This is a genomic window from Pseudomonas helvetica, assembly GCF_039908645.1.
GTDB lineage: Bacteria > Pseudomonadota > Gammaproteobacteria > Pseudomonadales > Pseudomonadaceae > Aquipseudomonas > Aquipseudomonas helvetica.
Genome location: NZ_CP150917.1, coordinates 3,634,693 through 3,658,438 on the forward strand (window position 1 = coordinate 3,634,693; position 23,746 = coordinate 3,658,438).

The following is a 23,746-nucleotide window of genomic DNA, read 5'->3' on the forward strand; positions in this document are numbered from 1 at the left end:
CTTTTGCACCTTTTCAACTTGCTTCTATAGTTGATGTGTACATGACTGGAGCGTCCGGTGACGCCATGGAAGACATATTCGTTGTGAAGCGTTGCAACAAGGCCACCGTTCAGGGTCGCCGTGCGGGTGAAGTGTCTGGTCAGCAGCCGATAACGGCGGTCTGGTACCGGATCGCCGATACACGCACGGGTGGCGGCTTTATCGGTGACGGTTATGAGCGTATGGAAGATGCCATGAAGGAGTGCCGACGGCTCAATGCCGCCAGCTCGCGGGTCTCGCGCAAAGTCTGAAACCCAGGCTGCACGTGGCTCCGCTGCCATTGGCATTGCGGGTCTATACTGATTCCAGCTGAAGGATCGGCACCCCCATCGGCAAACGCTCGCGCCCGGCGAGCGTTTTGTTGCTCGATCAAAAGCTTCTCTGATACGGAGGTGTTTCTCATGTCCGAAAAAGAGTCCATCACTACCTTGCTGACCCTGCTCGACTCACGTCAGGCGCGCTTGGCGGCTGCCTGCAAGGAAATCGCCGACTGGGTCGATATCCATGGCGGCCACCCCACCGCGATGAAAATTCGCGACCGTCTGCAAGACATCGAGAAAGATGCCCCGCTGATTCAGAACGCGCTGACATCACTCAAACCTGTCGACCGGCCACTGCCTCGATTCCGCTAAGCAAGTCCCGGCTCATATGCTGAAGTCGGGACTCGCCAGGGATCGGCAGCACACCGACACGCTGTTTTTCAGAGTTGATCCCGAGCTATACCACTGCGAATGCGCAGAATATCGGCGAGCACCGCCAAGGCGATTTCCGCGGGTGTCTTGCTGCCCAGATTAAGCCCAATCGGCGCGTGAATACGGGCCAGCTCAGCTTCGCCCAAACCACCGATACGCCGTAAACGCTCAAAGCGCTTTTGCGAGGTTTGCATGGAGCCCATCACACCGATGTAAAACGCCTCGGTGCGCACCGCTTCCATCATGGCCAGGTCGTCGATGCGCGGATCGTGTGTCAGCGCCACCACGGCGGTATCGCTGTGGCAACCACCATTGGCGATGAACATCGACGGCAACTCGCGACGAATCTCCACGTTCTCAAGGACCACACCATCGAGGACTTCATCACGCGGATCGCACAGAATCACTTCGAAACCCAGCCCCACCGCAAACTCGGCACACGCCTGGGACACGCTGGAATAACCGGCGAGCAACAAGCGTTGGGCCGCACCGACACGCACACGCACCCGGTCGATTTCCCGTTCGATACGCGGCCCGTGTTCACGGTCAACCAGTAGACTGCGTGCGCCGCTGGCCAGATTCACTTCGCGAATCAAACGACGCTGCCCCAGCAACGCGGACTCCAGTTCGCGCAGATGGGCCTGGACCTCGCACTCAGGTTCAAGCTTTTCCACCAGTACGTCGAGCAACCCGCCGCAGGGCAGTTTTATCGTGGAACGCGGATCATCGCCCTCGCCGTAACGCACCACCGAAACGGCGTCGAGGAACGCCCCTTCGGCCATGCGCGCCAGAAAGTCGTCCTCGACGCAGCCGCCCGACAACGAGCCAATCCATTGCCCGCTGTCGTTGACCGCCAACATCGAGCCCGGCGCACGAGGCGCCGAGCCGTAGGTGCCGAGCACGCTGCAGAGCCATACACGCTGACCAGCGCTGGACCAGACCAACGCTCGCCGAACCACTTGCAGGTCAAGATGCTGCATATCAGTGTGCCTTGTGCTCAACGGGAGCATCTGCCTTCAATTGCTCGATCTGGCCGATCAACAGATCAGCCGGTTGACCGCCCCAGGCCTGACGCAAATAGCTGATCAGGTCCGTCATTTGTTGATTGCTCAACTTGTCGGCGAAACCCGGCATCGGTTGCATGCGCTCAAAGCCGGCAAATTTTTGCTCGCCAATTCCGTCTTCAATCACCCGCAACAGGTTGCGTGGATCTTCCAGGCGCAACGTGGTGTTGCCTTGCATCGCCACCGCGATGTGCGGCTTGCCCTCGCCGTTGACGCCATGGCAACCGGCGCAAACGTTCAGGTAATCCTGACGGCCGCGCCGGGCGCTTTCGGTCATTTTGTCCAACGGCACTTCGCTCAACACCCGCGCTTGCGGTGGCGGGTCGCCGAGCAGGAAAATCGCCATGGACGCCAGATCCGGCTCATTGAGGTTCTGGGTGCTGTTATGAAACACCGGGAACATCTCGTTGAACATCGTACCTTGAGCGCTCATGCCGTGCTTGAGGAAAGAACTCAGGTCCTGATGCGTCCAGCCGCGTGCCGCCAGATCATTGGCGAGCAAGCTCGGCGCCAGATAGCCATTGAGCAGGCCGCCGGTCAAGCGTTTGTCTTGTTGCATCGCGCCGGGCAAACCACGCGGCGTGTGGCATTCGCCACAGTGACCGAGTACGTCGACCAGGTACTGGCCGCGTTTCCAGTCTTCACTTTTGCCTTCAGCCGGCGTCAGTTTCACGTCCTTGCCGTAGAGCATGTTCCAGCCCATCAACCCCAGACGCACGTTGAACGGAAAGCTCAGGCGGGTGACCGGTGCAGCACGGTTGATCGGCGCGACTGTCTGCAGGTACGCGTGGATGGCGTCGGAGTCTTCACGCGGCATCAGGTGATACGAGGTGTATGGCATCGCCGGGTACAGGTTGGCGCCGTCACGACGCTTGCCTTCGGTCAGCGCAGCGAAGAATTCGTCATCGCTGTACTGGCCGATCCCGTGGTCTTTGTCCGGGGTGATATTGGTGCCATAAATGGTGCCGAACGGTGACACGATCGGCAGGCCGCCCGCGTAAGGCGCGCCACCGGGTGCGGTGTGGCAAGCCATGCAGTCCGCCGCCCGCGCCAGGTATTCACCGCGCTTGATCTGCTGCTGATCGGCTGCCTGGGCCTGCTGGATCGCCATCAGCGAAACGGCCAGGCCAACCGCCGTGCCAAGACTGGAAAGTAGTCGCTTCATGCTCAACCCTCCTTGACCAGGCCGAGATCGGTCAACACGTGGCGCGTGGCGCTGTAATAGCGCACGTAGCCGGTGCAGCGGCAAATGTGGTTGCCGAGGCTGTCTTCGATAACTGCTTCCAGTTGGCTTTTGCTGATCGGCTGACGCTGGAGTTTTTCCACCAGTACGGTCGCGGCGTTGACGAAGCCCGGGGCGCAATAGCTGCACTGGAAGGCGAATTCGTCGACGAAGCGTTGCTGGATCGGGTTCAGCTCAGTGACCTTGCCACTTTCATCGCGGCGCGCATGGCCTTCGATGGTGCGGACTTTCTTGCCCTCGAAGTAATGCGCGCCGGTAATGCAGGTGCGTACTTCTTCGCTGGTGCCGTCGGGGTTGTCGACAATTACCACGCAGGCGTGACAAATGCCCTGGCCGCAGCCCAGGCGCGAGCCGGTGAGGTTTCGGTATTCGTGCAGGTAGTCGATCATCGGCAGATCATCAGGGACCTCGACGGGACCGACGGATTGACCATTGAGGGTCATTTGAAGCGGACGGTTAGCCATTGAGGGCCTCCTTGATGCGTGCTGGAGTGATAGGCAGGTCACGGACCCGTTTGCCGATTGCATGGGCCACGGCGTTGGCGATGGCGCCCACCACCGGAATCATCACCACTTCGGCGATGCCCTTGGACGGGTCGCTCGGCGACAATGGCGGGAGGATTTCCGAAGTCTGCGTCCAGACCGCGACGTCCTTGGCACGCGGCAAACGGTAACGGTTGAAGTTCCAGTCACCCTCCCCCGGTCCACCTTCGTACAGCGGCATTTCTTCCAGCAGCGCGTGGCCGATGCCCATGGCAATCCCGCCCTCGAGCTGGCCCTTGACCAGTTCTGGCACCAGCACCCGGCCACATTCAAGCCAGGAGTGATGGTTGAGGACTTTCACCTCGCCCGAACCCTTGTTCACTTTCAGTTCAACCAGCGTCGCCACGGGGCTGTAATAGGTCACCGCCGCGTTGTTCAACTGGGTCGCCGGGTAGGCAATGTTCTGCCGATCCAGCAGGTGGAAACCGGCGCTGTTCATCTGCGCCTTGATCGCGTTCGGCGCACCGTCGCCATACTTCACGGCGAGACCGTCGAGCGGTAGACGCTCGCGCACGCCATTGATGCTGTACTCCGCCTCGGCCCAGCTCCAGCGGTTGAAACCGTGCACCGTCGCGCCAGTCACCAGACCGCGCTCATGGGCACGTTTGGCCAGCACCGCAAATGGCAGCGGTTCCATGCCGTTGGCGGTCAGTTTACCGTCCACCCAATGCGCGTCTTCGCGGCGCAGCACATACGGGTTGGCCTGACCACCGAACGGCCCCTGACGCCAGATTTCGACGGCGGCCGGCCATAGACCGTGATTGAACAACACACGCGCCGCTTCACGGGTCGCATGGCTGAAGTAATAGGCGGAGTTGGTTGCCGACGACGCCGAGGCAATTTTGCCGACCCAACGCGGATTGCGCAGCATGGCGTCCTGCTCGGCCTGACTCATGAGGTACGGGTTGCCGCTGCTGCTCAGTTGCAGCTCTTTCCATTCGGTTTCGCCGGTCTTCACTTCACTGGCCGGGTTGCCGAGGAAATCGGCGACCACCAAAGCCTGGGAAGTGGACATGCCGGTGCCAATCTCGATGCCGATGTGGCGCAGCGTGATATGCCCGTCAGCGCTGAATTCGATACTGGCCATCGGTGCTTCGGAACCGGTGCCGAAGTCTTTCTGGCAAATGGCGAAGCCGATGCCGTACCAGTTGTCCGGGTCCTTGGCGTCCTCTTGTTTTTTCAACGCGTGACGGTTTTTCCAGAGCTCGTTGCCAGCCGCCTTTTCGAGAATTTCATGCAGGCGCAACGCACCGGCCGGCACTGCGCCCTGGGTGTTTTTCATCCCGGACAGCAGCACGTTTTTCTTGCGCAGATCGATGGCATCAATGCCCAGCCGATCAGCAATTTCGTCCACCATCATTTCGGTGGCGGCCATGCTTTGCAGGGTGCCGTAGCCCCGCATGGAGCCGGCTTCAACACCACGTGAATGGTACGCGGTCACTTGCAGGTCGTTCTGCGGCATGTAGTAAATCGACTGTGCGGCTGTCGCACCAACCGCCGCCACCGAAGGGCTGTAGTTGATCCGCCCACCACCGTCGACGCTCATGTCCGCGCGGAAAATCTTGAAGCTGTGATCCTGTTTGTCGACGGCCAACTGGTAGCGAATGTCGAACGGATGACGCTTGATACCGCTCTGGAACTGCTCGTAACGGTCGTTGGCCAGACGCACCGGCACACCGCCGCCATACAACGCCGCCAGCGCCGCGTAGTAGACAAAGATGTTGTGGTCTTTGGAGCCGTAGCCGACGGTGTAGCCAGGGTGCATGTTCAGCGTGCTCAAGCCGAAACGCGACGGCGCAATCATCTTCGCGGTTTCAGTTGCAGCCTCCAGCGGGCACTGGGTCGCGACGACAAAATGCAGGGTCTTGGTCGTCGGGTCGTACCAGCCATTGCCGTTGTCGGGTTCCATTGCAGCCGGTTCAATCGACGGCGTCTTGTAGCGCTCGTCGAAAACCATCCAGCCTTCTGGCGGGGTTTCCAATTGCTGTTTCATGCGATCGGCATAAAACAGACCGCGCTCGGTCAGGTTGCCATGCAGGTTCGGCTGGGCGTTCCACACCGGACGCCGTTCGCGAATCATCGGGAACAGGATCGAGTCCTTCAGGCTGGCGAATTCATCTTCATCTGCCGAGGTCGCCCCACCGACCCGCACGTAACGGAAACTGCCATAAGGATCGCGCGTGTAAAACGGCGCCTTGGCGCCGTAGCGGATCGCTTTGTCGTTGAACTTGAGCATGTTCTTGGCCTGGCGGAAACGCTCGAAGTCGTTCCAGATCAGGATCGCTACCGGGTGGCCGATGAACATCGGCACCTTGCCGGTTGGCAGCAGCGGATCGGGCGCGTGGTCTTCAGGGAAAACGATGCCGTCCTTGTCCAGGTCTTCAGCCGTGACGATGCGATCAGGCTGCAATTCGGCCCCCAGCAACGACAGGTCGAAACCGTCATAAATGCGGTCGGCGCGAATGGTTTTGAGCAGCATCGCGTGGCCTTGTTGCTGCGGCCAGCCCGGCATGTCCTTGGCGCGGATGTCGCGGGCAAATACCTTGCTGCCGCACACCTTGGACAATGAGTCGTTGCGCATGCGGGCCTTGCCGTTGTTGCCGAGCCATTGCTCGGACGGCACGGTCACGCTGTTTTCCATCAAGGCAGCCAATGCCTGGGAGCTGAGCGGGGTCAGCGTCACGCTGACGCCAGCGATCAACCCGCCCTGTAGAAAGGAGCGCCGGGATATATCACGGTTGGACATGGATCATCCTCTGGACGGTTATGAATTCCGCCCATATCGTTATGGTGTACAGGGAAAACCTCAGGAGCCCTTCCTCGCAATGCGAAGGGCTGAAAAGCCGAAAAGCTGACCTATTGGTTAACTTTATAGAATTTGTCAGGCCTCGGCAAAAGTAATCTATGCAGACTCATTGGAGAGCCTGTCGACGAATGGACAATATTGAGGACGAAAAAAAGCCCGCATGCGGGCGGGCTTGAAGGGGATATCACAAAGGAGTCAGGTCAATTTAGGCCGGTCGGAGTGAAGACTTCGTGAAAGGGTTGTCATGGTTACGGAAATATCACCGCCCCCCACGCAAGCCAGCGCCTTATCAACGCCCCTCACACTCCCTCACTGTGTCTTTTTCGTCTCGCCCCTTTACTCCATTTTTTACTGACCGACTTGCGAATGGGTTCAAGAAGAAAGAACAGTACATAGCCCGAGAGGACGAGCGCGAGATCGATCCATGATTCAGCAATGGGGCCTACGAAGTATTCAATGCAGTATTTAGCAACGAACAGCAACGCAATGCCGCCAAGCACCATCAATATGAGCACTGCAAAATCTGAAAGCCTTTCCTTCAACTGGGTATATCTCCTGACTCTGTGCGGCAACCTCATGTGAGACGCCTGGAAATCTCCATTGCTCCGGGAAATCTGCAATGACGCCGCAGAGCCATACTGGCAGTCCTGAGCAAGCTGTAATGGCGACCCGCACTTATTCAAGGTGAATTCGATGAGACTTCACTTCACTTGCGTAGAGGGCCAGCCGTTCTTCGGCGGTCTCCAACACCTGACACGTCTTCAGCAATGACTGGGCATCGACCTCGTTACCGGTCTGTCTCAGCCGCTCGGCAATGGCTTTGAGCTCCACCGCCGACCATCGCAAATCAGACGCAAGGTTCTGGAAGTCGCTGCGCAGTTCGTGCTCGGGTTTGTTGAGTAACATGGCAATTCCCTCCGCGTCACGGCATCTCTCGATGCGACGCTCTGAAAATCGTTTCCACTGCAAAAGACTTGATAACCCTCTTGTGCACTGGATGCAACTCCCAGATTTACCACCTCGCTTGCACGACGAATCAAGCCTGCCGCCAGATCATTCGGTACAAGTCCAATCGTCGGACTGCGGCTTGACCTGATCGTTGTCTCAGCCTGCGAACGCTCTACGCCCGGCTTTCAACTCAGTACGCAGTTCGCCGATAAAATTGGCGATCTCCCGGACACTGGTCAGCGTCGATGTCGACACGCCAGTGATCAGCAGTGCAACACGTCCGGATTCGGGATCGACAATCGTGACCCTCAACGATCCGTCGGGATTCACCGTGCAGGTGCACGAGAGTGGATAGAAACCGGACTCCACAATCTGGCAAAGCTGAAGAAGAGGAAACATGGCATTCCGTCCATGGGGAGATAGTGTGCGGGAGTGTTACCTAAGCTTTACAGGTTAGCCGACCCCGGCAAAAGCGAACGGATTAAGCTCAAAGTGTTAGGTATTTCGCACTTTGTAAACGTGCGCCCCCCCTGAAACGAGCCCCGGCAAACCATCTAGACTCCAACGCAGAAGTGCTGAAGTTTCCCGCAAGTATTAGCCCTTGATAGCGAGCCACTCCCACCCAAATACCGAGTACACAAATCATGTGTGAATCCTGTGATTCAAGCTCCGCGCCGGAGGCAGACGGACGGCGTCGTTTTCTCCGGCTTGCAGGACTAGGCGCCAGCGCCCTGCTGCTTGCCGGTGTGCTGCCTGACAGCATCGCCCAGGCCGCCGAGAAAAAGGCTTCGCCTCCAAAACCACAAAATGCGATCAGCCCCGACAAGGCCCTTCAACGACTGATAAACGGTAACAAGCGATATATCAACGGCACCTCAAAGACGCACGACTTCAAGGCCGAGCGTGAAGCCTTGGTCACCGGCCAGAACCCGTTCGTAGCAGTATTGAGTTGTGCTGATTCGCGCATTGCCCCCGAGTACGCGTTCGACACGGCCCGTGGCGACGTTTTCGCGGTGCGTGTCGCGGGCAATTTCGTCACGGAGGAAGGCCTGGCAAGCCTGGAATACTCGGTCCTGGTGCTCGGCGCACCACTGATTCTGGTGCTGGGGCATGAAGACTGCGGCGCACTCAATGCCGGCATCAAGGCAACAAAGGACAATGCGGTTTTCCCCGGTCAAATCCAGAAACTGACTGACGCACTGAGGCCCTCTATCGAGAAGGTACTCAAGGATCCGGGAAATCTTCTCGAGAACGCGACCGTGCAAAACGTCAAAGACACGGTAAACAACCTCAAGAAAGCCTCACCTGTGCTGACTGAAGCGCTGAGCAAGGGCACATTGAAAGTTGTCGGGGGCATCTATCGCCTGGCCAGCGGCAAAGTGGATCTGATTGCCTGATTCGCAAGATGCATCTCACCCAACGGTGAGATGCATGGCTTGTACTTGCTGGCGAGCGCCACTTAGAGGGGCCTGGCTTTATCGTGCAGTGTTTCCAGCTCGCTCTCGACCGCGCTTTGAACATCCTTCCACTTTTTCGGATTATCTGGCTGGAGCTCGTCGCGGTCCTGCCGAGCTTCACCTGAGCGGCTTGGCTCAGCGGGTTTTTTAATACGTGGTGCTTGCGGATCGGTCCTCATGGCTCACCTCTCGTACGCCCTGCAGTCGATACGTATTAGAAGTTTAGAAACGCCCCATGTTCAAAACCAGTACCAGCCAGCGGCAAATTTCAGGCAAAAAAAAGCCCAAGCAGCTGATGGACGCTTGGGGCTTAAAAATGCGTAAACCGTGGTAGGTGAACACGGGCGCGATAATAGCTCACCACTCGAGATGTAACAAGATATTTACATCTTTTTTCCACACAAAAATCACCTAAGCCCTTAAATAACCACATTTTTTTAAAGGTCGAAGCTCGTACATCGCTACTTCAGCGAGAGCTTGGCGCTATTGAAATGCCCTCGCTCGCATCACCGTAAATTCGAAAATGCCTGACCTCTCCGGCATCCATGGTCGTTACCACCTCGCGTAAGGAAATGCCTAACGAACACAGGCCGTTACCCTTCAGGTCTTCTCCTGCGCCGACAAAGACTTCCCCGGGCTTGGTGAAAAACCTTGCTCCTTCACCAGGTCCCACTCGCGCAACAAAATCACCGTTCACATAAACACCGATGTAGCAGGCCGAACCCAGCAAACCGCCATCACGCGTCACAAAAATCGTTCCGCTGTTTCCCTCGATGGGTTGCTGAAACGCAAAAACCCGATCACTTGGAACCCGAGCGGCTTTTTCTGCTGGAACTGGAGAAGTCATGCACCCTGAAATGAATAAAAAGGCTGCAACTCCTATCAAAATCCGCATGTTGAGCCCTCGTAAATCCAGGCCAAGGCTTTATCACCAGCGAGTGAACAGGATAGGTCCCGGGATCGGGATCCCATGGCTGAATGCATGACAATGAGTATAGATGTCAGGGATGAGAACCTGATCGATGGCCGTGGCTGGCCAGGGTTATTTCTACGCCGTTTATCGCCCGCTCGGGCTGCTCAGCATCCATTGCATGAACGCCCCGGAAGACAATGGGACAGAGAAGAAATATCCCTGCCCGACCTCATAACCTTGCGCTCTGAGAATGTCACGCTGGGCAGCGTGCTCAATGCCTTCAGCGACAACATGCAAGGAAAGTCCCTTGCCAATACCGATGACAGACTCGCTTAGTGCACGGCAGGAAGCATCATGCTCCAGGTCATCAACAAAACTCTTGTCCAGTTTCAGCTCACTGATCGGCAACCGCCGCAAGTACCCCAGGCTGGAATAACCCGTGCCAAAGTCATCGATCGCCAGACGCACACCCAAGGCATGCAGGTCCTGGATGGTTTGCTCTGAACCAGGGCTGTTGCAAAGCAATACGCCTTCCGTCACCTCCACGCACAAATCGGCGGGCTGCAATTTACATCGGCGCAATTGCTCGGCGATCAGCCCCACCAGATTCAGATTGTGAAAGTTGATCGGTGACAGATTGATCGACATGGACGGGACCACGAGTCCTTGCTGGCGCCACTGCGCCAATTGCCCGCAGGCCTCTTGCAATACCCATTGGCTCAACTCATTGATTAACCCGCACTCCTCGGCCAAGGGGATGAATCGCATTGGCGAGATACTGCCCAGTGTTGGGTGTTCCCAGCGTGCCAGCGCCTCTACGCCGACAAGACGCCCGTTCCTCAGATCGACTTGTGGCTGATAAACCAGGTGAAGAGCATTGTCAGCCAGGGTCACACGCAACGCCGTCTCAAGTATCAAACGTTCCTGAGCGATCTTGTTCATCTCTTCGAGAAAAAAACTGAAGCTGCCACGGCCGGTACGTTTGGCCTGGTACATCGCAATATCGGCGCAATGCAGCAGGCTTTCCATATCCTGCCCGTCAACTGGAAACATGCTTATACCGATACTGGCGGACAGGACCACGGAGGTGCCGGCTATATTGGCCGCAATACTCAGGGTCATCTTCAACCGCTCGAGAAAGGTCGTAACCTGCGTGGCATTCATCCTTGGAAGCACCAGAACGAACTCATCGCCGGATAACCGCCCGACAATGTCCGACTCCCTGAGCACACTGCGTAGCCGTTGCGCCACGACTTGCAGCAACTCGTCGCCCGAAGCATGCCCCAGCGCATCGTTGACCTGCTTGAAGCGGTCCAGGTCGACAAACAGTACCGCCAGTTCAGCCTGCTCCTGAGCAACTTCGGCAATGGCGCGATCCGCTTGTGCCAGCAAAAAACTGCGATTGGGCAAGCCGGTCAACGCATCATAAAACGCCATTTTTCGAATGGATTCACGCGCCTCTTCCCGCTCGAGTGCCAACATGCACAGGTGCGTACCCGCCGTCACCAGGTGAGCATGCAAGGTATCGGGACCGCGACACTCCCTGAAATAGAGTGCAAAGGTGGCAGCGATCCGCCCTGCCCCGTTGCGCACAGGAATAGACCAGCACGCTCGCAAACCCGACTTTTCGGCCAGAGACTTGTAATCCGCCCAGAGCGGATCGTGGATGATATCCGTCACCAGAACCGGTTCGCCCCTGTAGGCCGCTGTCCCGCAAGACCCGGCAACAGGACCTATCGGTAACCCCTCGATCGCTCTCGAGTAATCGGTCGGCAAACCAGGACTGGCCAGCGGGTGCAGAAATCCTTCCGGGTCCACGCTCAGGATCGAAACGATGACTTCTGGCGCGATGCGTTCGATCTCCTGACACATCAGGGTCAATACGCTTTCCAAAGACTGCTCTTTCAAAAGAGCCCCTATCACCTTGTCCTGTAACACCTCGTGCAGCTTTGACCGGGTGATGTCAGTCAGCACTATGACAATGTTGTCGACCTTCCCTTGAGCATCGAACACGGGGGTCGACGAAATATGCACCCACAACCGTTGACCATTACGCTTGCTGATCAGTGCACTGGCTTCACTGGGCTCACCACGCAGGACTCTTTCCAGCACCGCTTGCGCACGCGTTTCGGCCTGAATATCGGAGACAAAGAACATCAAAGGCGACCGCCCGATGACCTCCTCACGGGAATACCCGAGCAGTCGAATAAGCCCGTCATTGACATAGATGAGACGCGCATCGGCGTCGACAATACAGGTGGCAGAACTGGTGATATTGACCGACATCGACAGCAATCGGTGTTCGATATCTTTCATGCGCGTCTGCGTCACATCCTTGAGGAAGGCCGCATAAAGGATTCGGCCCTGCAAGGTGATTTTCGAGATCGACATCGCGCCCCAACGCGCCTCACCATCCTTGCGCGTGATATGGATATCCCGGCTAGCGCCCACGATCTTGTTGACCCCGGTCTCCCGGTTTGCGCCGACATAACCGTCATGGTGGGGACGTATGGCATGAGGAACCAATCTATTGACATTGCTTCCCAGTATTTCTACACGGGAACACCCCCAAAACTGTTCGGCAGCCGCATTGAAAAACACCACGTTGTTCTGGTCATCAATGACCACCACGGCATCGACAGCCTGCTCCAGTGTTTGCACGAAAAAGTCTTCTGCCTCTTCGCCGCTCGCCAGTCTGACTCTCGTGTCCATAATCGCCACTTTGCCAATGCCACCACGGCCCGCCATCCCTGGCTGCGTGTGAGGCGTCATAAGAACCTTCAGACCAGGAAGGGGCCTACCATCGGAGCAACGCGCACTACTGTTTCTAAATCGAAGGGCGGGACTTATTCACTCTAGTCGCACCCATACGTCACTGCGCCCGTGGCTTGAAATCACAGGATAGCCTCGAAGTGACTGACCGACCGATCCAGTCCACCCGTACGACGCCCGAAAACGAGAAAGCCCAGCATCAGGCTGGGCTTTCTTGATTTCAGATCGACTCAATGAAGCTGACGCTGCCTCTGTAGCTCGGTCTTCAGCCAGAGACTTGCAGGTTGTACGCCTGCTGGGCATCGCACTTCATAGAGGCTGCCACTCATGCTGCTTTTAGTGGCCGCCAGATCGATGAAGTCTTCTGTACTGCTGATCATGTTCTTGCCTTCGAGATAGTTCAGCTTTTTCTCCAGATGCGCCCGAGCCTGGGAGCCCGGATATTCGCTTCCGTTACGCACAAACCGACACTCACTGTGTTCGACAAAATCCAGCAAGCTCTTTATCTCTTGAGCGGCTTGTGGCGTGGTTTGAGCCTGGGCATTGGTCATCATTACGATCAGACCAATACCCGCCGCCATCAGCCATTGGCTGACGGGGCGAACCGTCCTTGCTGTCAGAGTCTGCATGACCTTTCCTCGTCCCGACCAGGCCTCAAGCGTCAGTCGTCTCTGTCGTCATGATCACGTTTGTGGTAACGACCTTCGCCCTGATCATTGTCACGACGCTCGTATCCGCGGTCATCATGGCGATCATAACGACGGTGATACTCTCGACCACGGTCGTGATCTCGACCGTACCCGTCTCCATCTTCCCAGTAAGGCCAGCAGCCTCCCAGCAGGAGAGAGCTTGAAATGGCCAGGATCATTATCGCTGTGCGCTTCATATGAACATCCTAAAAGCAAGGGTCAGTGCTACGGAGAAGGAATGTCGCTATCCGCCAGTTTAGTCTGGAGAGCGTTCAACCATAGTTACGACCATGAAGCGGATCAATGATTCACTAGTGAGAGACGACACATTAAAAAACCAGATCCGGTGATCATCAAGTCTTATTGATTTCAGGGGCGTTACCGGTGCGTCGCGCGACTTCGATCCCCCAGTCCAGCGCGTCCTCCATGTCCAGCAGATGCGGTTTTGGGTCGTGATCCTCAAAGAGGACCGTGCCGTCAGGCTGGTAAACACCGATGAACATCTGCAACGAGCCGTCTCTCAAAATCTTGGCCTTGACCTCGATCTTGCGTCCGTTCGAAAGCGTTTCCGAGTGGATCATATGGCGCTCAGTCATTGCTGCATCCCTCTGTTGGTTGTTAGTCGAGTAACCCGCACTAAAGAGCCCACCGCGTACGGGCTGTTTTTTTGCTTCTGTGTAAACTCTCGACAACGTGCCACTATCGCAGTCGAACTTTGGCTTTGCCGCGCCCTCTACAGTTCTAGTGCTCTCTCTATCGTCAATGCACTGACGAGAGCAGCTTGGCGACCGGAAGCAACAACGCACGTTTCAAAATGCTCAATAGTCAAAATAGCAGTCTGAACACAAAAACTACTTATTGAGGTGCACAGCATGCGAATCACACTGCTTACCCTTGCTCTAGGTGCCCTGATCACACAAGGAGCAATGGCCGCTGGAGATGGCACCGCAGCCGTTGGCGGAGGCCTTGGCGGCGCACTGGGCAACATAGTTGGTCAGCAAATGGGCGGAAGCACCGGTGCAGCGATCGGCGCGGGTGTAGGAGGAGCTGCAGGCAGCGCTGTCGCTGCGCCGAGGGGCAACAAAACCAACGCCGCGATCGGCGGGGGGCTCGGCTCGGCGGGTGGTTCGGTGATTGGTCATCAGTTGGGTGGCTCAACCGGCTCCACCATTGGCGCAGGCCTCGGCGGTGCCGCGGGCGGCGCACTCGGCAATAACCTGTCCGACGATAATCGCAATCGTGGCTCAGAGGGCAGAGGTTACAACGGTAAACACCATCATAAATACAAGAATAAGTACAAACACGATTAAACGGTTGAGTTGACGTGCACGTTCTAGCCCGATCTCATGTCGGGCTTTTCCCTTCGATCCCGTCATACCTTTATCACACCTGCCAAGCATACTGGGACCAGCCAAAAGGATTTGGCCCCATCTACAGAAAATACGCCAACCTCGTAGAGACTCCTTTCTTTGCCGGGATCGCTCCAGCCGCGGCTATTTGCTATACGACGCCCTCCAGCCGGCAGTCCATGAGACTGCCGGGCTCGACACGAATCTATCCTGGCTCTGCTACTTCGAACTCATGCACGGCGATACTCTTGTGCCTGATGATAGTCACCGTAGTAACGCCCACGATCATGTCCGCGACGGTCATGGTCATGCCAATACGGCCAGCAACCACCCAGTAACAACGCCGCTGACACCACAAAAATCAAAGCAGTTGTGCGTTTCATTTGATCTTCTCCGGGCAGGCCCGTGCCTGACGTTATAGTTGTTTGATGTCCTCATATTGAGGAGGTTCAAAACACCCGGTTGCCGAAGACCCCAGCCCACTGAATTGAAACCGGTCACTCATTCGCCTTGAAGTCCCCGAACTCGTGGGGCAGCTCCATCCAGGCATCAAGAGATGCAATCTGTCGCGCTACAGCCGCATCCCATTCCGCGCCTATAGCCCTGTTCTCACGCATCATTTTGTGAACGGCGACCGTAGCTTCTTCATATTCATGATGAACCTCTAACGCTTTCGCCAAAAACTCTTCTTGCCGGTTCATAGGAGCGCTCCAAGGACAGGAAAAAAGTATTGACCCGCAACCACTGGTGCGCCAATCGGCAAGAAGTCGTACATCGGATGTGTCTGTCGGCCTCCACGAGCCGGCGAGAAGTTTTTTGGGTGAGAGGGTCAGCGGCCGAAAAGAAGAGGGATCAATGAGCCCAATGCACTGGTGCGCGAGCAGTTGGCCAAAGTCGCAGCTACTTTTCCCTGTATCGGCAATCAGACTCATTGATCATTGCCCAGCTCAATGTTGGGCGATTTCCATTTAGCCAAATGGAGATGCATGAGCACGCCGACAGCGTGCTATGCACTATTTTTTTAACAAAGCAGCTTCGGCACGTCTAATAACCTTTTGCCCCGCCCTTATAGGCTCAGGAAATATCCCCACGCCCGCCGGTTGTCACCGAATCTAAAGCTGACTTTTACGTAGGTCCATCCGGACCGGACTCGACACTGCCAGCCACCGGCTACCGGTACATGGGTTATAAGAACGCAGATGGAAGTCTCAACGCTCATGCGCAGAAGACCATCGACACCCAGGAAGCCCTGGTTTTGACAAATTCGATACTGGATACGCTGCGACAAAAGCTTTGCAGGTTCGAGCGCCTAAACACGTTACTGCGGCCGATCCGTCTCCAGCGTGGAGTGATGGCCGTCTGCGCTTGAAGTTCGACACGTTGCAGCTCTACAAGGACGGAACGCCGAACGTTACTGTTCCGCACGAGTTAGGTGGCACCGGCCCGAATCGGGAGCCTTTCACCAAGGCCTACCCCGAGTACGGTACCGGTGGTTCAAGGCAACTTATTCCAAAAACCGGGCGATCCCACTTACATTAAAGTAGATGAAGTCACTATTTTTCCGGAGAAATAAAAGTGCTGACCGACCAGCAGGCCCGCTTATCGCTCAAGGAGTTGATTCATAAATACCTGAAAGGCAAAGATCCTGAGCATGATCGCCTGATCGAGATAGTTGAGGATCCTTCGCGCCAAGTGCCCATCAGAGGAGTACTTGAGCACATTAGAAAATTCAACAATGTGCAATTTACGCAACCAGAACTGGACCTGATCGACGAGCTTTTATACGCGCATGGGTAAGTTGATCTGTCATTAATAATCCTCCTGCGCGCACAATTCACATGGCCTCTTTGAGTGTTTTCCACCTCCTTGGGTTCTTCCTGGCCAGTCCCCCGTGGAAAGGGCAAATTCGCGAGCCGAGCGGCAATATGAGGATGTATCAAAACCAACTCGCTTTAGAGACGGCCCTCATGGAGCTGACGCTTCAATCCGAGGAGCAAAGGCTAAGCGAGATCGGCGAAAATATTCGTGGCCTCGTAAGACGAAGTACCTGGATGACTAATCCAAATCCTGTTTCGCTCGACATTTCGGGTAGGCGCTGCAGCCCCAGAATCGCTCTCCTGCTCTATCGCCTGTCTTACGGATACGAATTTCGAAAGCGCTTCCACACCGCGGGCAACTGCGTTTCGCGAAAGGGTCGTTTCGCTGTTTCAGGCGCTGTACATGCTCGTGGTGGGTAGTGAGCGTACTGTCCCTCTTCCGGCTCTCCAGCGCCTTCACCATTGCACTCACCTGCGCTTCGTTAAACACAGGCCGCTGAAAGGACTTGATATAGCGGATACAGCTGACGCCTTGGGTGACATTGTCCGGCATGACGGTCTTGAAGCTACTGCCGCCGACGAAGGCGATTACAGAATGGATGTGCTCGGGCGGAACGCTGAGCAGCGCTTCTAGTGCCTTCAAATGCTTGTAATTCTGCCGCAGCGGGTTCTGGAACCTGAAGCGATGCCGGAAGATCTGCTGTGTCCACTGGGCCTGGCTCTCACCTCCGAAGATCCAGCCGCCCATGTTTTTAGTCTCCAGCACGAAAATACCAAAAGGTGACAGGAACACATGATCGATCTGGGTAGTGCCATCGGGCGTATCCAGTGTGACGTTGTGCAACCGGAGGTAGACCTGACCATCCAAGCCATAGTGGGCGAATGTCCGCACCAGCCGCTCACCAAACCAGCCCTTGAACCAGGGTGTCTTGATGATAATGACCAGGAGCAACAATGGCAGCAGCCACTTCAGCATGTCGAATAGCGGCTGGAGCATCACGAAAATATTCATCGCGTCCTTTGCGTGTCGAAGGTGTGTGAGTACGCCGGATGAGGCTACGCCTTCACCCTTTTGATCCTTTCTAGCTTAGGCGAAGTAACTGACGCTGCTTTCGGCCCTGGCGGTGTAAAAACGTTTTAACGCAGGTTTTGACAATCCGAACTGGAACGAAAATCGCGCTTCTACACAATCTTTTGCGTCTGCTGAATTAACCAAGCGCTGGCAGATTTTACGTAGCGACGCAGACTTCAAAACGGTGCCTGCGTATTTACACAACCAGGGGAAAACGGCCAGAAGTAGCCATTCATAGCCTCCCGACCTATGCAGAGATTCGATTTACCGGGGAGTTCCCGTTAAGCAAACGCCCCCACCTTATCCAAAATCGAATGTCCGGCTTCATTAGACCACTACAGTGCACTAGGATCTGCAGAAACTGCTCCAGGTTAAGACGGTGCGAGTCGTCATTCGGATTGCTACGGTTCAGCAGCGCGGTGTGGCTCATGCCCATCAGATGAGCCAATTTCTTCGGCCCCGCCTCCAGCACTGCCTCATGAATTGCGCGATGTACCTGTTCCATTCGGGAAACCTCTTTGCGGTTGTCGTAGCGGCGCGTCCGAACGATGAGCAACACTTTGCTCATCGATTCAGGCAGCGGATTGCTCGGAACTAACGGATGAGTTACGCAGGTATGCCCAATCGATATCGGGCCTGACTTCTTCACAGGTCACCGCCCTCTCCGACTCGCGCTCGAGCTTGATGGCGAGAGCTGGGTTGGCACGACGGAAGCCGTGAGCAATCTGTTTGAGTTGGCCCACACTGGTGTCGCAACGCTTAGCCAGGGCATCCAGCAAAACGGCGTCCAGGGAGCGCATGAGTTCAATTAGCTTCATGGTTATCCTCCAAAGAGGCCTAAAATTACTCTTTGCTAAACCTCATCGAAATAGCAATTTATAACTTACTGTTTGCTAACGCAAGGACACTATTCACCTATGGATATGAAAACTCTTCGAGTCGAAGCGCTGCGGCGCGTCATCGGCTCACTCAGCCAGAAAGACTTCGCCGACCTGCACGATCTGGATGCGTCTTATTTGTCCCAGATCCTCAATGGGCATCGAGGCCTGGGCGAAAAAGCAGCACTCAACCTCGAGCAGAAGATCGGCTTGGCGCCTGGTGTTCTGGTCAACCCGGGCAGCTATGGAGCGAACGTCATTGAGGGCGAGTTCACCCGTCACGAGGTCGTGCGTGATCAGTCCCCTGCCTACCAAGCGATGTTAGGGACCGCCTCACCCAAGGCGATTGCCATCATTGAGAAACTGGCCAGAGCCACGGCAAAGGGCAAGCTGAAGGAGTCTGACCTGGTACTCCTGGAAGGCATCGCGGGACTGCTTGAGAAGGCCAACGCCGAAAAGCCCTGACCCAAGATAGCAAAAGCCTGGCGCTAGGCCGGGCTCTCTTCACTACCCCTCCAGTAAGTCAGACTCCCTGCTCTGCCACATAGCCTGCAGCTTCGTCAGCCCCTTGCCGGTGATCAGCTTCGATATCAAGAGTTTCTTCGTGAATTTCTTTAAAGTCCTGAACCGTTGGATTTCGCCCCAACTTTTTTGCAACCACGACGTATGCTTCGCGGCCAAGCCTCCAAACGGAAGGAAGCGACTGGCACCCGAGCATGGAAGACGACACGCTCCTACTGCTTGGACGATAGAGGCCGCAACCCCGTACGGCGAGCAGCCCTATAGCCATCGCATCAAAGCCCTTGGACCATGCCAAGGTGCTTAGCTTATGCCTTTCAAATGTGCTATACGTTCAGTTGACACCAGCGCCACCTCAGTGCGGCCTTGATTCGGAGCTAGCCATGTCACGCAAAGTAGACAAACGTCCTATGACGGATGATCAGATCACAGTACAGGAATCTCGGATTCCAGATATTGCCCTGAAAGCGTTTAACAACGCATATAAAATGGCAATCGCTAATGGTGCTTCTGTACTTGTCGCTAAAGATGGCCAACTATTTGAGGTGACGGAAAAAACTTCAGTAGCTCTGCGCTCGATAGGCACTTACGGCAATCTAAAAAGTGGTACACGCCTGCACATCAACAAACAATCAAGCAAGGTCGTTTCTTGAGCACACCAAGAATACGCATATTTGCAGGACCAAATGGATCAGGAAAAAGCACCTTCAATCGGCTAGTTCCCGCCCACTTATTGGGAAACTACATCAATCCCGACGATATAGAGCGTGCAATTAGCGATACCGGATATTTCGACTTTACCTCATACCACATTGAGTCTCACAAAGAGGGGGTTTTTTCTTTTTTTCGTGAGCACGCCTTACTCAAGAAATCCCCTAAATCCTTAGCGAAACTCGACTCTCTTTCAATTGAAGGGTAAAGACTCAGCTTCTCAAGCACTGAAATCGATTCGTATGTTGCATCAGCGCTTTCTGACTTCATACGTAGGTCATTGATCAAAGAAGGTATCAGCTTTACCTTTGAAACAGTCATGTCCTCTCCGGACAAAGTTGAACTACTGACCGAAGCTCGAGATGCGGGATACAGAGTATATGTTTACTACGTAGCTACAGCCGACCCTGAGATCAACGTCGCCCGGGTTGCGTATCGCGTATCTCAGGGTGGACACAATGTCCCACCTGAAAAAATAAGAGAGCGTTACTGGAGATCTCTGGGACTCCTATCTGACGCTATCCTCGTCTCAAATAGAGCATATATCTTCGATAACTCAGACGAAGGTAGCGAGGGGCTGACACAGATAGCTGAAATCACGGATGGAGAGCTGATTGAAATTAAATCAGATACACAACCACCTTGGTTTCAAGAGTTTGTGATTGACAAACTAACGTAGACAGTCTCCCCTCCCTCAACACGAGACACACGCTCCCGAGCCGGAAACTTCGGCCTCGCTAACGATGCCCGACTCAAACTGCGACAGCCACTTCTCTAGGCGCTCCATGACCTCAGGAGAATCGGTGCACTTATGACCAGGCCCCGCCTTAATGATCAGCTGAAGATTTTCAGGCAGATCACGGGCCTTACTACCGAAGTACCAGAACGACTTAGCTATCAGGACGTTCTTGCCACTCAAATCACGGTCCATGTGATAGCAATCATGGTGATCGCTTTCGCATTGAAACCAGTCGCCCTCCTCGTCCTTGAAGTAAAGGTTATCACCTTGGCAATCAGCTGCCCTTCTCCGCTGTGCGCCGAATCACAGGCTTGCAGGTTGCCAGCGTTAAGACCCCGCCATGAGGATTTGGAGCAAAGCCATGGTCATGAGTGATCACGTATGAATAGATGCGCGACATGCCAATTGCTCCCTGTAGAAAGCAGCAACAAAAGAACACAGCTTAAGCTATCGGGGGTGGACTGTACCGGTTGCTAATGGTGATCCAACCACCTGAAATGGTACGGTCAATCTACTGGCCCTCCGCGGCACCCATCAGTAGAGATGAGAGCATGGCAGCACTCGAAAAGCGCTATCCCCGCGAATCCTTCACCAAGAAGCTGGAACGGATCTGCCAGAGGCTTGATGAAGCCTGTGAACGCAGCATTACCTACAGGCACATCTACAGCGACGAGACGTGTCAGGTCGAGATCACATCAATCTGGGTTGTTGGCTCCTATGCTCGTGGAGCGATAACTTGTGGCGATTTGGACTTGGTGATGGGGTACAACCGCATCAAGGGTGGACTGCCCTCATCACGGGTCTTAGCAAAAGCTTTCTTTGGCTCACTCCCCCTTGTGCGTTATTACCCTGGCAGCCCGGCCGAAAACACCTCAGGAGTAGCCTTTCCCGAAGCCATCCAAATATGGTCCGGGCCTGGGTGCGATTGGAAGGCATCGATCAAATCAATTACACCGAATCCGAATGCAGGAAGAGCCGCGCGCAAGACCGATTCGATCCCTTTACGCGACGAACAACTGCGCACTTATGGCGATGAGTATCAAGATGCTGCCGACCTAGAGCGCGACGGTCTGTGGGGGTGGGAGTTTGTCGAGATTGGCGCCCCAATGCTTGCCCCTTTTCCAACAGAAGAGCTAACCGATGATGAGCAACATCTCTTGCATGGCGCTACCTTTATGGGGCGCAAGTCCCAGCAACTCATTCCAGCGCTCATCAGGCTAATGAGAAAGCTGGAACCATACGGCTCGTGGACTTCGGTAGGTGGAGTCCAATCACGACTACGGTGCGGAGGGACAGAAATTGATCTCGGACGCCCAGGGCTCCCTCTGCGCTTCTTTGATCACAATCCTTGGGTGCACCAACTGGTATTGATCCCTCACATTAGCGCTAGGGGGCCAAACGGTGCTTGGATTATTCGGCGAGGCCCCAATCACCCTGATCTACAGGCAATTGCTGGAAGGTATGCTTACTTCCTCGCTAGCTCAGGCGGCCCAAACAAAATTATCTACTGCGACAAGTCTCAGTACATGGCACCTGCCGCATTAGAACTCCTCCATTCCCGCGAGGAGGCGCAAGTACTAGCCAAGCTTTGGAGTGAAGGTGACGAAACTATAGAAACAGACATCGGTAGAGCCGAAGGGGTCGAGTTGCTCTCACTTTTTGGTCTAGTAGACATCGTAGAGATTGGAGACCACCAGCTTGCAATGACACATTCTGGGTCAAGCTATCTGGAGCGAGATGAAGCAACAATGGACGACATTGTCGCCACCCTTCCCCTGACGACTAAGATCAATTCTGAAGCTTGAGCTTGGCTAGGCCCTGCTTGATATGCCCGGCGTTCTTACCAATTGCCTGTAGAGCTCCGCGGACGTTGTCGCCAGTCCCTACATGGCCCTGGCTCTCAACCAGTAGCGTCAGCTCCATCAGAGCAGCCTCAAAGGCAAGCTGGTTCTCGTACATTCTTTCGAGGATGTCGGTAAGCGTCTGCCGAACCCACCTTCCTGATGCCTACGCTTAGGGCGATGGAGTCCATCTATTGAGATGCCCTCTCCCGTCGGGCAAACTCCGGTTGCTTCATTGACCGATAACAGGAGTTTACGGATGCCATTTCCACTGACGGAACATAATGCCTTGTTGGCCCTGAAGGGCGTAGGGCCAGCTGTTATCGCTCGCCTTGAGCAGATGGGCATTGACTCGCTAGCGGTGCTCAGCAAAGCGAATGCTTGTGACATCCTGGCTCAGGCATCGGCAGCCGTGGGATCGACTTGTTGGAAGAATAGCCCCCAAGCTCGGGCCGCCATTAACGCGGCCATTGAGCTTGCAAAGGACTCTCAGTTGAGCACACCGGGTGCGTAAAGCTGATCGCTTATTTCAATTGGTAAATCTGATTCGTGTCCATCAGCCAATCTCTGCTGAACGACTGGCTAGCCGAGTCGGAGTTTCCGTTCGCTCAATCTATCGATACATCGACGACCTTTCCTTCAGTGGAATCCCAATCTATGGTACCGCTGGCGTGGGGTACGCCTTGGATGCCGATTTTGAGATGCCGCCTTTAACGTTGAACAGGCTCGAACTGGATGCATTGATGCTTGGGATGGAAATGCTTTCAGCTTCTGCCGATAACGATCTAAGTGCTGCTGCAAGGATGTTGTTGAGCAAAATCTCAGCATCCATAGTCCATCACAAGGTTGACCCCGGCTCAGCAAAAATCAGGGCACTTGGAACAACACCGTCCTCGACGCGTGGCCATCTGGCAACCCTTCGAAATGCCATCGAAAACACTCAGGCGCTGAAGATAACTTATACCAGCCTGGACGGTGCGGTTTCGCAACGCGTCATTTCCCCCCTTGGCCTTTTCTACTGGGGAGGGAAGTGGACAGTTGGCAGCTGGTGTAGTGCCAGGGCGGCTTACCGCGATTTTCGGGTCGACCGCATAGCCTCCATCGCTATTGCCCAACAACCCTCGCCCGACAATCCTGCCCTTGATCTCCAAGCGTATATGAAGCATCAGGCAAGCCAGTGGAAGGCGATCACCACTACTGACACTACGCTGTCAGTATGAGCCACTCATAATTGGGACTCCCTAACACACAGAAGGTCATCCCTATGCAGCGCTCATCTCATGTACTCGAATTAGCCATTTTCAAGGTCAAACAGGAATGCGTTGCGCAGGTGCCTGTGCTCCGCGCAGGGCTTCGTGAAACGTTAAAGACCTTTCCTGGTTTGATCGAGTACCGCGCCTACTGCCCTATGAGCGACGACCGAATCTTCGCGGACTTAGCAATGTGGGACAGTCTTGAGAACGCACAAAAAGTGGCAAAGGCGTTCAATGATGGAGATCCGAGATTCTCTGAGTATATGTACGCTATTGAAAACCTGACGTTCATGAGTCACCTCGTTCCAGAGATGAGTTGACCCCGACGGACTGCCAGAGCAGGCAAGAAAGACCGATGCCTTTGCTGTCAGGCATCGGTGTCGTCACTTCCAGTGTAAGTGT

Annotated in this window: 29 protein-coding genes and 2 pseudogenes; 12 read left to right on the top strand and 19 right to left on the bottom strand. The window is 55.3% G+C overall.

Annotation, left to right across the window (positions count from 1 at the left end):
- Positions 1-65 precede the first annotated feature (65 nt).
- Together AABM55_RS16640 and AABM55_RS16645 are read left to right on the top strand one after the other, a co-directional pair.
- Entirely contained in the window at positions 66-290 is a 225-nt protein-coding gene (locus AABM55_RS16640) for a hypothetical protein (RefSeq protein ID WP_054598357.1), read from the top strand.
- Between the two features lie 150 nt (positions 291-440).
- Positions 441-671, top strand: a complete 231-nt coding sequence (locus AABM55_RS16645; RefSeq protein ID WP_054597737.1) for a hypothetical protein — start codon at positions 441-443, stop codon at positions 669-671.
- Positions 672-739: 68 nt separating this feature from the next.
- Here the strand turns inward: AABM55_RS16645 and AABM55_RS16650 are convergent, their stop codons facing one another.
- The 7 genes from AABM55_RS16650 to AABM55_RS16680 form a co-directional block, all read right to left on the bottom strand.
- Positions 740-1,711 carry an XdhC family protein gene (locus tag AABM55_RS16650; protein ID WP_347927031.1) on the bottom strand — a complete coding sequence of 324 codons (972 nt, stop codon included), beginning with the start codon at positions 1,709-1,711 and terminating at the stop codon, positions 740-742.
- 1 nt (position 1,712) lies between these two features.
- Positions 1,713-2,960, bottom strand: a complete 1,248-nt coding sequence (locus AABM55_RS16655) for a c-type cytochrome (protein ID WP_347927032.1) — start codon at positions 2,958-2,960, stop codon at positions 1,713-1,715.
- 2 nt (positions 2,961-2,962) lie between these two features.
- Entirely contained in the window at positions 2,963-3,502 is a 540-nt protein-coding gene (locus tag AABM55_RS16660; protein ID WP_347927033.1) for a (2Fe-2S)-binding protein, read from the bottom strand.
- Entirely contained in the window at positions 3,495-6,326 is a 2,832-nt protein-coding gene (locus AABM55_RS16665) for a xanthine dehydrogenase family protein molybdopterin-binding subunit (protein WP_347927034.1), read from the bottom strand. The genes AABM55_RS16660 and AABM55_RS16665 overlap by 8 nt, the downstream gene beginning before the upstream one ends.
- 359 nt (positions 6,327-6,685) lie before the next feature.
- Positions 6,686-6,964 (bottom strand): hypothetical protein, encoded by a 279-nt coding sequence (locus tag AABM55_RS16670; RefSeq protein ID WP_256585184.1) that lies wholly within the window; start codon positions 6,962-6,964, stop codon positions 6,686-6,688.
- Positions 6,965-7,061: 97 nt separating this feature from the next.
- Positions 7,062-7,292 carry a hypothetical protein gene (locus AABM55_RS16675; RefSeq protein ID WP_054597742.1) on the bottom strand — a complete coding sequence of 77 codons (231 nt, stop codon included), beginning with the start codon at positions 7,290-7,292 and terminating at the stop codon, positions 7,062-7,064.
- 198 nt (positions 7,293-7,490) lie between these two features.
- Positions 7,491-7,733 carry a DUF1652 domain-containing protein gene (locus tag AABM55_RS16680; RefSeq protein WP_347927035.1) on the bottom strand — a complete coding sequence of 81 codons (243 nt, stop codon included), beginning with the start codon at positions 7,731-7,733 and terminating at the stop codon, positions 7,491-7,493.
- Between the two features lie 245 nt (positions 7,734-7,978).
- Between AABM55_RS16680 and AABM55_RS16685 the strand changes: the two genes are divergently transcribed.
- Positions 7,979-8,731: a carbonic anhydrase gene (locus tag AABM55_RS16685; protein WP_347927036.1), complete on the top strand. Its 753-nt coding sequence runs from the start codon at positions 7,979-7,981 to the stop codon at positions 8,729-8,731.
- 526 nt (positions 8,732-9,257) lie between these two features.
- Here the strand turns inward: AABM55_RS16685 and AABM55_RS16690 are convergent.
- The 5 genes from AABM55_RS16690 to AABM55_RS16710 form a co-directional block, all read right to left on the bottom strand.
- Positions 9,258-9,686: a hypothetical protein gene (locus AABM55_RS16690; protein WP_146039816.1), complete on the bottom strand. Its 429-nt coding sequence runs from the start codon at positions 9,684-9,686 to the stop codon at positions 9,258-9,260.
- 162 nt (positions 9,687-9,848) lie between these two features.
- Positions 9,849-12,452 carry an EAL domain-containing protein gene (locus AABM55_RS16695; RefSeq protein WP_347930046.1) on the bottom strand — a complete coding sequence of 868 codons (2,604 nt, stop codon included), beginning with the start codon at positions 12,450-12,452 and terminating at the stop codon, positions 9,849-9,851.
- A gap of 254 nt (positions 12,453-12,706) precedes the next feature.
- Positions 12,707-13,105 (bottom strand): DUF5329 domain-containing protein, encoded by a 399-nt coding sequence (locus tag AABM55_RS16700; RefSeq protein WP_054598359.1) that lies wholly within the window; start codon positions 13,103-13,105, stop codon positions 12,707-12,709.
- Positions 13,106-13,137: 32 nt separating this feature from the next.
- Complete coding sequence (locus AABM55_RS16705) at positions 13,138-13,362, bottom strand: hypothetical protein (RefSeq protein WP_081013833.1); 225 nt, start codon at positions 13,360-13,362, stop codon at positions 13,138-13,140.
- A 156-nt stretch (positions 13,363-13,518) separates the two neighbouring features.
- A complete protein-coding gene (locus AABM55_RS16710) occupies positions 13,519-13,761 on the bottom strand; it encodes a hypothetical protein (RefSeq protein WP_347927037.1) in 243 nt (80 codons plus the stop codon).
- A 276-nt stretch (positions 13,762-14,037) separates the two neighbouring features.
- On the opposite strand from AABM55_RS16710, the gene AABM55_RS16715 reads away from it, so the two are divergent.
- Positions 14,038-14,475, top strand: coding sequence for a glycine zipper domain-containing protein (locus AABM55_RS16715; protein ID WP_347927038.1), 438 nt, complete (start codon positions 14,038-14,040; stop codon positions 14,473-14,475).
- 269 nt (positions 14,476-14,744) lie between these two features.
- Here AABM55_RS16715 and AABM55_RS16720 read toward each other — a convergent pair whose 3' ends face one another.
- Positions 14,745-14,897 carry a hypothetical protein gene (locus tag AABM55_RS16720; RefSeq protein WP_158246536.1) on the bottom strand — a complete coding sequence of 51 codons (153 nt, stop codon included), beginning with the start codon at positions 14,895-14,897 and terminating at the stop codon, positions 14,745-14,747.
- 114 nt (positions 14,898-15,011) lie between these two features.
- Positions 15,012-15,215 carry a hypothetical protein gene (locus tag AABM55_RS16725; RefSeq protein WP_347927039.1) on the bottom strand — a complete coding sequence of 68 codons (204 nt, stop codon included), beginning with the start codon at positions 15,213-15,215 and terminating at the stop codon, positions 15,012-15,014.
- An 874-nt stretch (positions 15,216-16,089) separates the two neighbouring features.
- Here AABM55_RS16725 and AABM55_RS16730 point away from each other — a divergent pair.
- Positions 16,090-16,311, top strand: a complete 222-nt coding sequence (locus AABM55_RS16730; RefSeq protein WP_347927040.1) for a hypothetical protein — start codon at positions 16,090-16,092, stop codon at positions 16,309-16,311.
- Positions 16,312-16,569: 258 nt separating this feature from the next.
- On the opposite strand, the gene AABM55_RS16735 is transcribed toward AABM55_RS16730, so the two are convergent.
- From AABM55_RS16735 to AABM55_RS16745, 3 genes are all read right to left on the bottom strand, one after another.
- Positions 16,570-17,343 carry an NERD domain-containing protein gene (locus AABM55_RS16735; protein WP_347927041.1) on the bottom strand — a complete coding sequence of 258 codons (774 nt, stop codon included), beginning with the start codon at positions 17,341-17,343 and terminating at the stop codon, positions 16,570-16,572.
- A 307-nt stretch (positions 17,344-17,650) separates the two neighbouring features.
- A complete protein-coding gene (locus AABM55_RS16740) occupies positions 17,651-17,971 on the bottom strand; it encodes a phage regulatory CII family protein (protein WP_347927042.1) in 321 nt (106 codons plus the stop codon).
- A gap of 4 nt (positions 17,972-17,975) precedes the next feature.
- Positions 17,976-18,221, bottom strand: coding sequence for a YdaS family helix-turn-helix protein (locus AABM55_RS16745; protein ID WP_347927043.1), 246 nt, complete (start codon positions 18,219-18,221; stop codon positions 17,976-17,978).
- 99 nt (positions 18,222-18,320) lie between these two features.
- Here AABM55_RS16745 and AABM55_RS16750 point away from each other — a divergent pair, with 99 nt between their 5' ends.
- The 3 genes and pseudogenes from AABM55_RS16750 (at position 18,321) to AABM55_RS16760 (ending at position 20,190) form a co-directional block, all read left to right on the top strand.
- On the top strand, positions 18,321-18,746 hold the full coding sequence (locus AABM55_RS16750) for a hypothetical protein (RefSeq protein WP_347927044.1): 426 nt from the start codon (positions 18,321-18,323) through the stop codon (positions 18,744-18,746).
- A 437-nt stretch (positions 18,747-19,183) separates the two neighbouring features.
- Positions 19,184-19,453 carry a hypothetical protein gene (locus AABM55_RS16755; RefSeq protein WP_103316409.1) on the top strand — a complete coding sequence of 90 codons (270 nt, stop codon included), beginning with the start codon at positions 19,184-19,186 and terminating at the stop codon, positions 19,451-19,453.
- Positions 19,450-20,190 (top strand): annotated as a pseudogene (locus tag AABM55_RS16760) (zeta toxin family protein). Before AABM55_RS16755 ends, AABM55_RS16760 begins: the two are co-directional and overlap by 4 nt.
- Positions 20,191-20,205: 15 nt before the next feature.
- Here the strand turns inward: AABM55_RS16760 and AABM55_RS29845 are convergent.
- Together AABM55_RS29845 and AABM55_RS16765 are read right to left on the bottom strand one after the other, a co-directional pair.
- Positions 20,206-20,511: pseudogene (locus tag AABM55_RS29845) on the bottom strand (hypothetical protein); the annotation flags it as partial.
- A gap of 13 nt (positions 20,512-20,524) precedes the next feature.
- On the bottom strand, positions 20,525-20,650 hold the full coding sequence (locus AABM55_RS16765; protein WP_347927045.1) for a hypothetical protein: 126 nt from the start codon (positions 20,648-20,650) through the stop codon (positions 20,525-20,527).
- A 151-nt stretch (positions 20,651-20,801) separates the two neighbouring features.
- On the opposite strand from AABM55_RS16765, the gene AABM55_RS16770 reads away from it, so the two are divergent.
- The 4 genes from AABM55_RS16770 (at position 20,802) to AABM55_RS16785 (ending at position 23,664) form a co-directional block, all read left to right on the top strand.
- Positions 20,802-22,055 carry a hypothetical protein gene (locus AABM55_RS16770; protein WP_347927046.1) on the top strand — a complete coding sequence of 418 codons (1,254 nt, stop codon included), beginning with the start codon at positions 20,802-20,804 and terminating at the stop codon, positions 22,053-22,055.
- A 295-nt stretch (positions 22,056-22,350) separates the two neighbouring features.
- Positions 22,351-22,605 (top strand): hypothetical protein, encoded by a 255-nt coding sequence (locus tag AABM55_RS16775; protein WP_026331705.1) that lies wholly within the window; start codon positions 22,351-22,353, stop codon positions 22,603-22,605.
- Positions 22,598-23,311 carry a YafY family protein gene (locus AABM55_RS16780; protein ID WP_103316413.1) on the top strand — a complete coding sequence of 238 codons (714 nt, stop codon included), beginning with the start codon at positions 22,598-22,600 and terminating at the stop codon, positions 23,309-23,311. Before AABM55_RS16775 ends, AABM55_RS16780 begins: the two co-directional genes overlap by 8 nt.
- Positions 23,312-23,355: 44 nt before the next feature.
- Entirely contained in the window at positions 23,356-23,664 is a 309-nt protein-coding gene (locus AABM55_RS16785; RefSeq protein WP_103316414.1) for a hypothetical protein, read from the top strand.
- Positions 23,665-23,746 lie beyond the last annotated feature (82 nt).

What these genes read in the sequence shown, in the direction of transcription:
- AABM55_RS16735 (WP_347927041.1), bottom strand. Translation starts at nt 17,343, where the DNA reads ATGAATATTTTCGTGATGCTCCAGCCGCTATTCGACATGCTGAAGTGG.
- AABM55_RS16655 (WP_347927032.1), bottom strand. Translation starts at nt 2,960, where the DNA reads ATGAAGCGACTACTTTCCAGTCTTGGCACGGCGGTTGGCCTGGCCGTT.
- AABM55_RS16650 (WP_347927031.1), bottom strand. Translation starts at nt 1,711, where the DNA reads ATGCAGCATCTTGACCTGCAAGTGGTTCGGCGAGCGTTGGTCTGGTCC.
- AABM55_RS16715 (WP_347927038.1), top strand. Translation starts at nt 14,038, where the DNA reads ATGCGAATCACACTGCTTACCCTTGCTCTAGGTGCCCTGATCACACAA.
- AABM55_RS16695 (WP_347930046.1), bottom strand. Translation starts at nt 12,452, where the DNA reads ATGGCGGGCCGTGGTGGCATTGGCAAAGTGGCGATTATGGACACGAGA.
- AABM55_RS16765 (WP_347927045.1), bottom strand. Translation starts at nt 20,650, where the DNA reads ATGTCGCGCATCTATTCATACGTGATCACTCATGACCATGGCTTTGCT.
- AABM55_RS16710 (WP_347927037.1), bottom strand. Translation starts at nt 13,761, where the DNA reads ATGACTGAGCGCCATATGATCCACTCGGAAACGCTTTCGAACGGACGC.
- AABM55_RS16680 (WP_347927035.1), bottom strand. Translation starts at nt 7,733, where the DNA reads ATGTTTCCTCTTCTTCAGCTTTGCCAGATTGTGGAGTCCGGTTTCTAT.
- AABM55_RS16745 (WP_347927043.1), bottom strand. Translation starts at nt 18,221, where the DNA reads ATGAAGCTAATTGAACTCATGCGCTCCCTGGACGCCGTTTTGCTGGAT.
- AABM55_RS16670 (WP_256585184.1), bottom strand. Translation starts at nt 6,964, where the DNA reads ATGAGGTTGCCGCACAGAGTCAGGAGATATACCCAGTTGAAGGAAAGG.
- AABM55_RS16700 (WP_054598359.1), bottom strand. Translation starts at nt 13,105, where the DNA reads ATGCAGACTCTGACAGCAAGGACGGTTCGCCCCGTCAGCCAATGGCTG.
- AABM55_RS16685 (WP_347927036.1), top strand. Translation starts at nt 7,979, where the DNA reads ATGTGTGAATCCTGTGATTCAAGCTCCGCGCCGGAGGCAGACGGACGG.
- AABM55_RS16660 (WP_347927033.1), bottom strand. Translation starts at nt 3,502, where the DNA reads ATGGCTAACCGTCCGCTTCAAATGACCCTCAATGGTCAATCCGTCGGT.
- AABM55_RS16785 (WP_103316414.1), top strand. Translation starts at nt 23,356, where the DNA reads ATGCAGCGCTCATCTCATGTACTCGAATTAGCCATTTTCAAGGTCAAA.
- AABM55_RS16720 (WP_158246536.1), bottom strand. Translation starts at nt 14,897, where the DNA reads ATGAAACGCACAACTGCTTTGATTTTTGTGGTGTCAGCGGCGTTGTTA.
- AABM55_RS16705 (WP_081013833.1), bottom strand. Translation starts at nt 13,362, where the DNA reads ATGAAGCGCACAGCGATAATGATCCTGGCCATTTCAAGCTCTCTCCTG.
- AABM55_RS16770 (WP_347927046.1), top strand. Translation starts at nt 20,802, where the DNA reads ATGGCAGCACTCGAAAAGCGCTATCCCCGCGAATCCTTCACCAAGAAG.
- AABM55_RS16755 (WP_103316409.1), top strand. Translation starts at nt 19,184, where the DNA reads ATGTCACGCAAAGTAGACAAACGTCCTATGACGGATGATCAGATCACA.
- AABM55_RS16640 (WP_054598357.1), top strand. Translation starts at nt 66, where the DNA reads ATGGAAGACATATTCGTTGTGAAGCGTTGCAACAAGGCCACCGTTCAG.
- AABM55_RS16675 (WP_054597742.1), bottom strand. Translation starts at nt 7,292, where the DNA reads ATGTTACTCAACAAACCCGAGCACGAACTGCGCAGCGACTTCCAGAAC.
- AABM55_RS16690 (WP_146039816.1), bottom strand. Translation starts at nt 9,686, where the DNA reads ATGCGGATTTTGATAGGAGTTGCAGCCTTTTTATTCATTTCAGGGTGC.
- AABM55_RS16740 (WP_347927042.1), bottom strand. Translation starts at nt 17,971, where the DNA reads ATGAGCAAAGTGTTGCTCATCGTTCGGACGCGCCGCTACGACAACCGC.
- AABM55_RS16750 (WP_347927044.1), top strand. Translation starts at nt 18,321, where the DNA reads ATGGATATGAAAACTCTTCGAGTCGAAGCGCTGCGGCGCGTCATCGGC.
- AABM55_RS16775 (WP_026331705.1), top strand. Translation starts at nt 22,351, where the DNA reads ATGCCATTTCCACTGACGGAACATAATGCCTTGTTGGCCCTGAAGGGC.
- AABM55_RS16665 (WP_347927034.1), bottom strand. Translation starts at nt 6,326, where the DNA reads ATGTCCAACCGTGATATATCCCGGCGCTCCTTTCTACAGGGCGGGTTG.
- AABM55_RS16725 (WP_347927039.1), bottom strand. Translation starts at nt 15,215, where the DNA reads ATGAACCGGCAAGAAGAGTTTTTGGCGAAAGCGTTAGAGGTTCATCAT.
- AABM55_RS16645 (WP_054597737.1), top strand. Translation starts at nt 441, where the DNA reads ATGTCCGAAAAAGAGTCCATCACTACCTTGCTGACCCTGCTCGACTCA.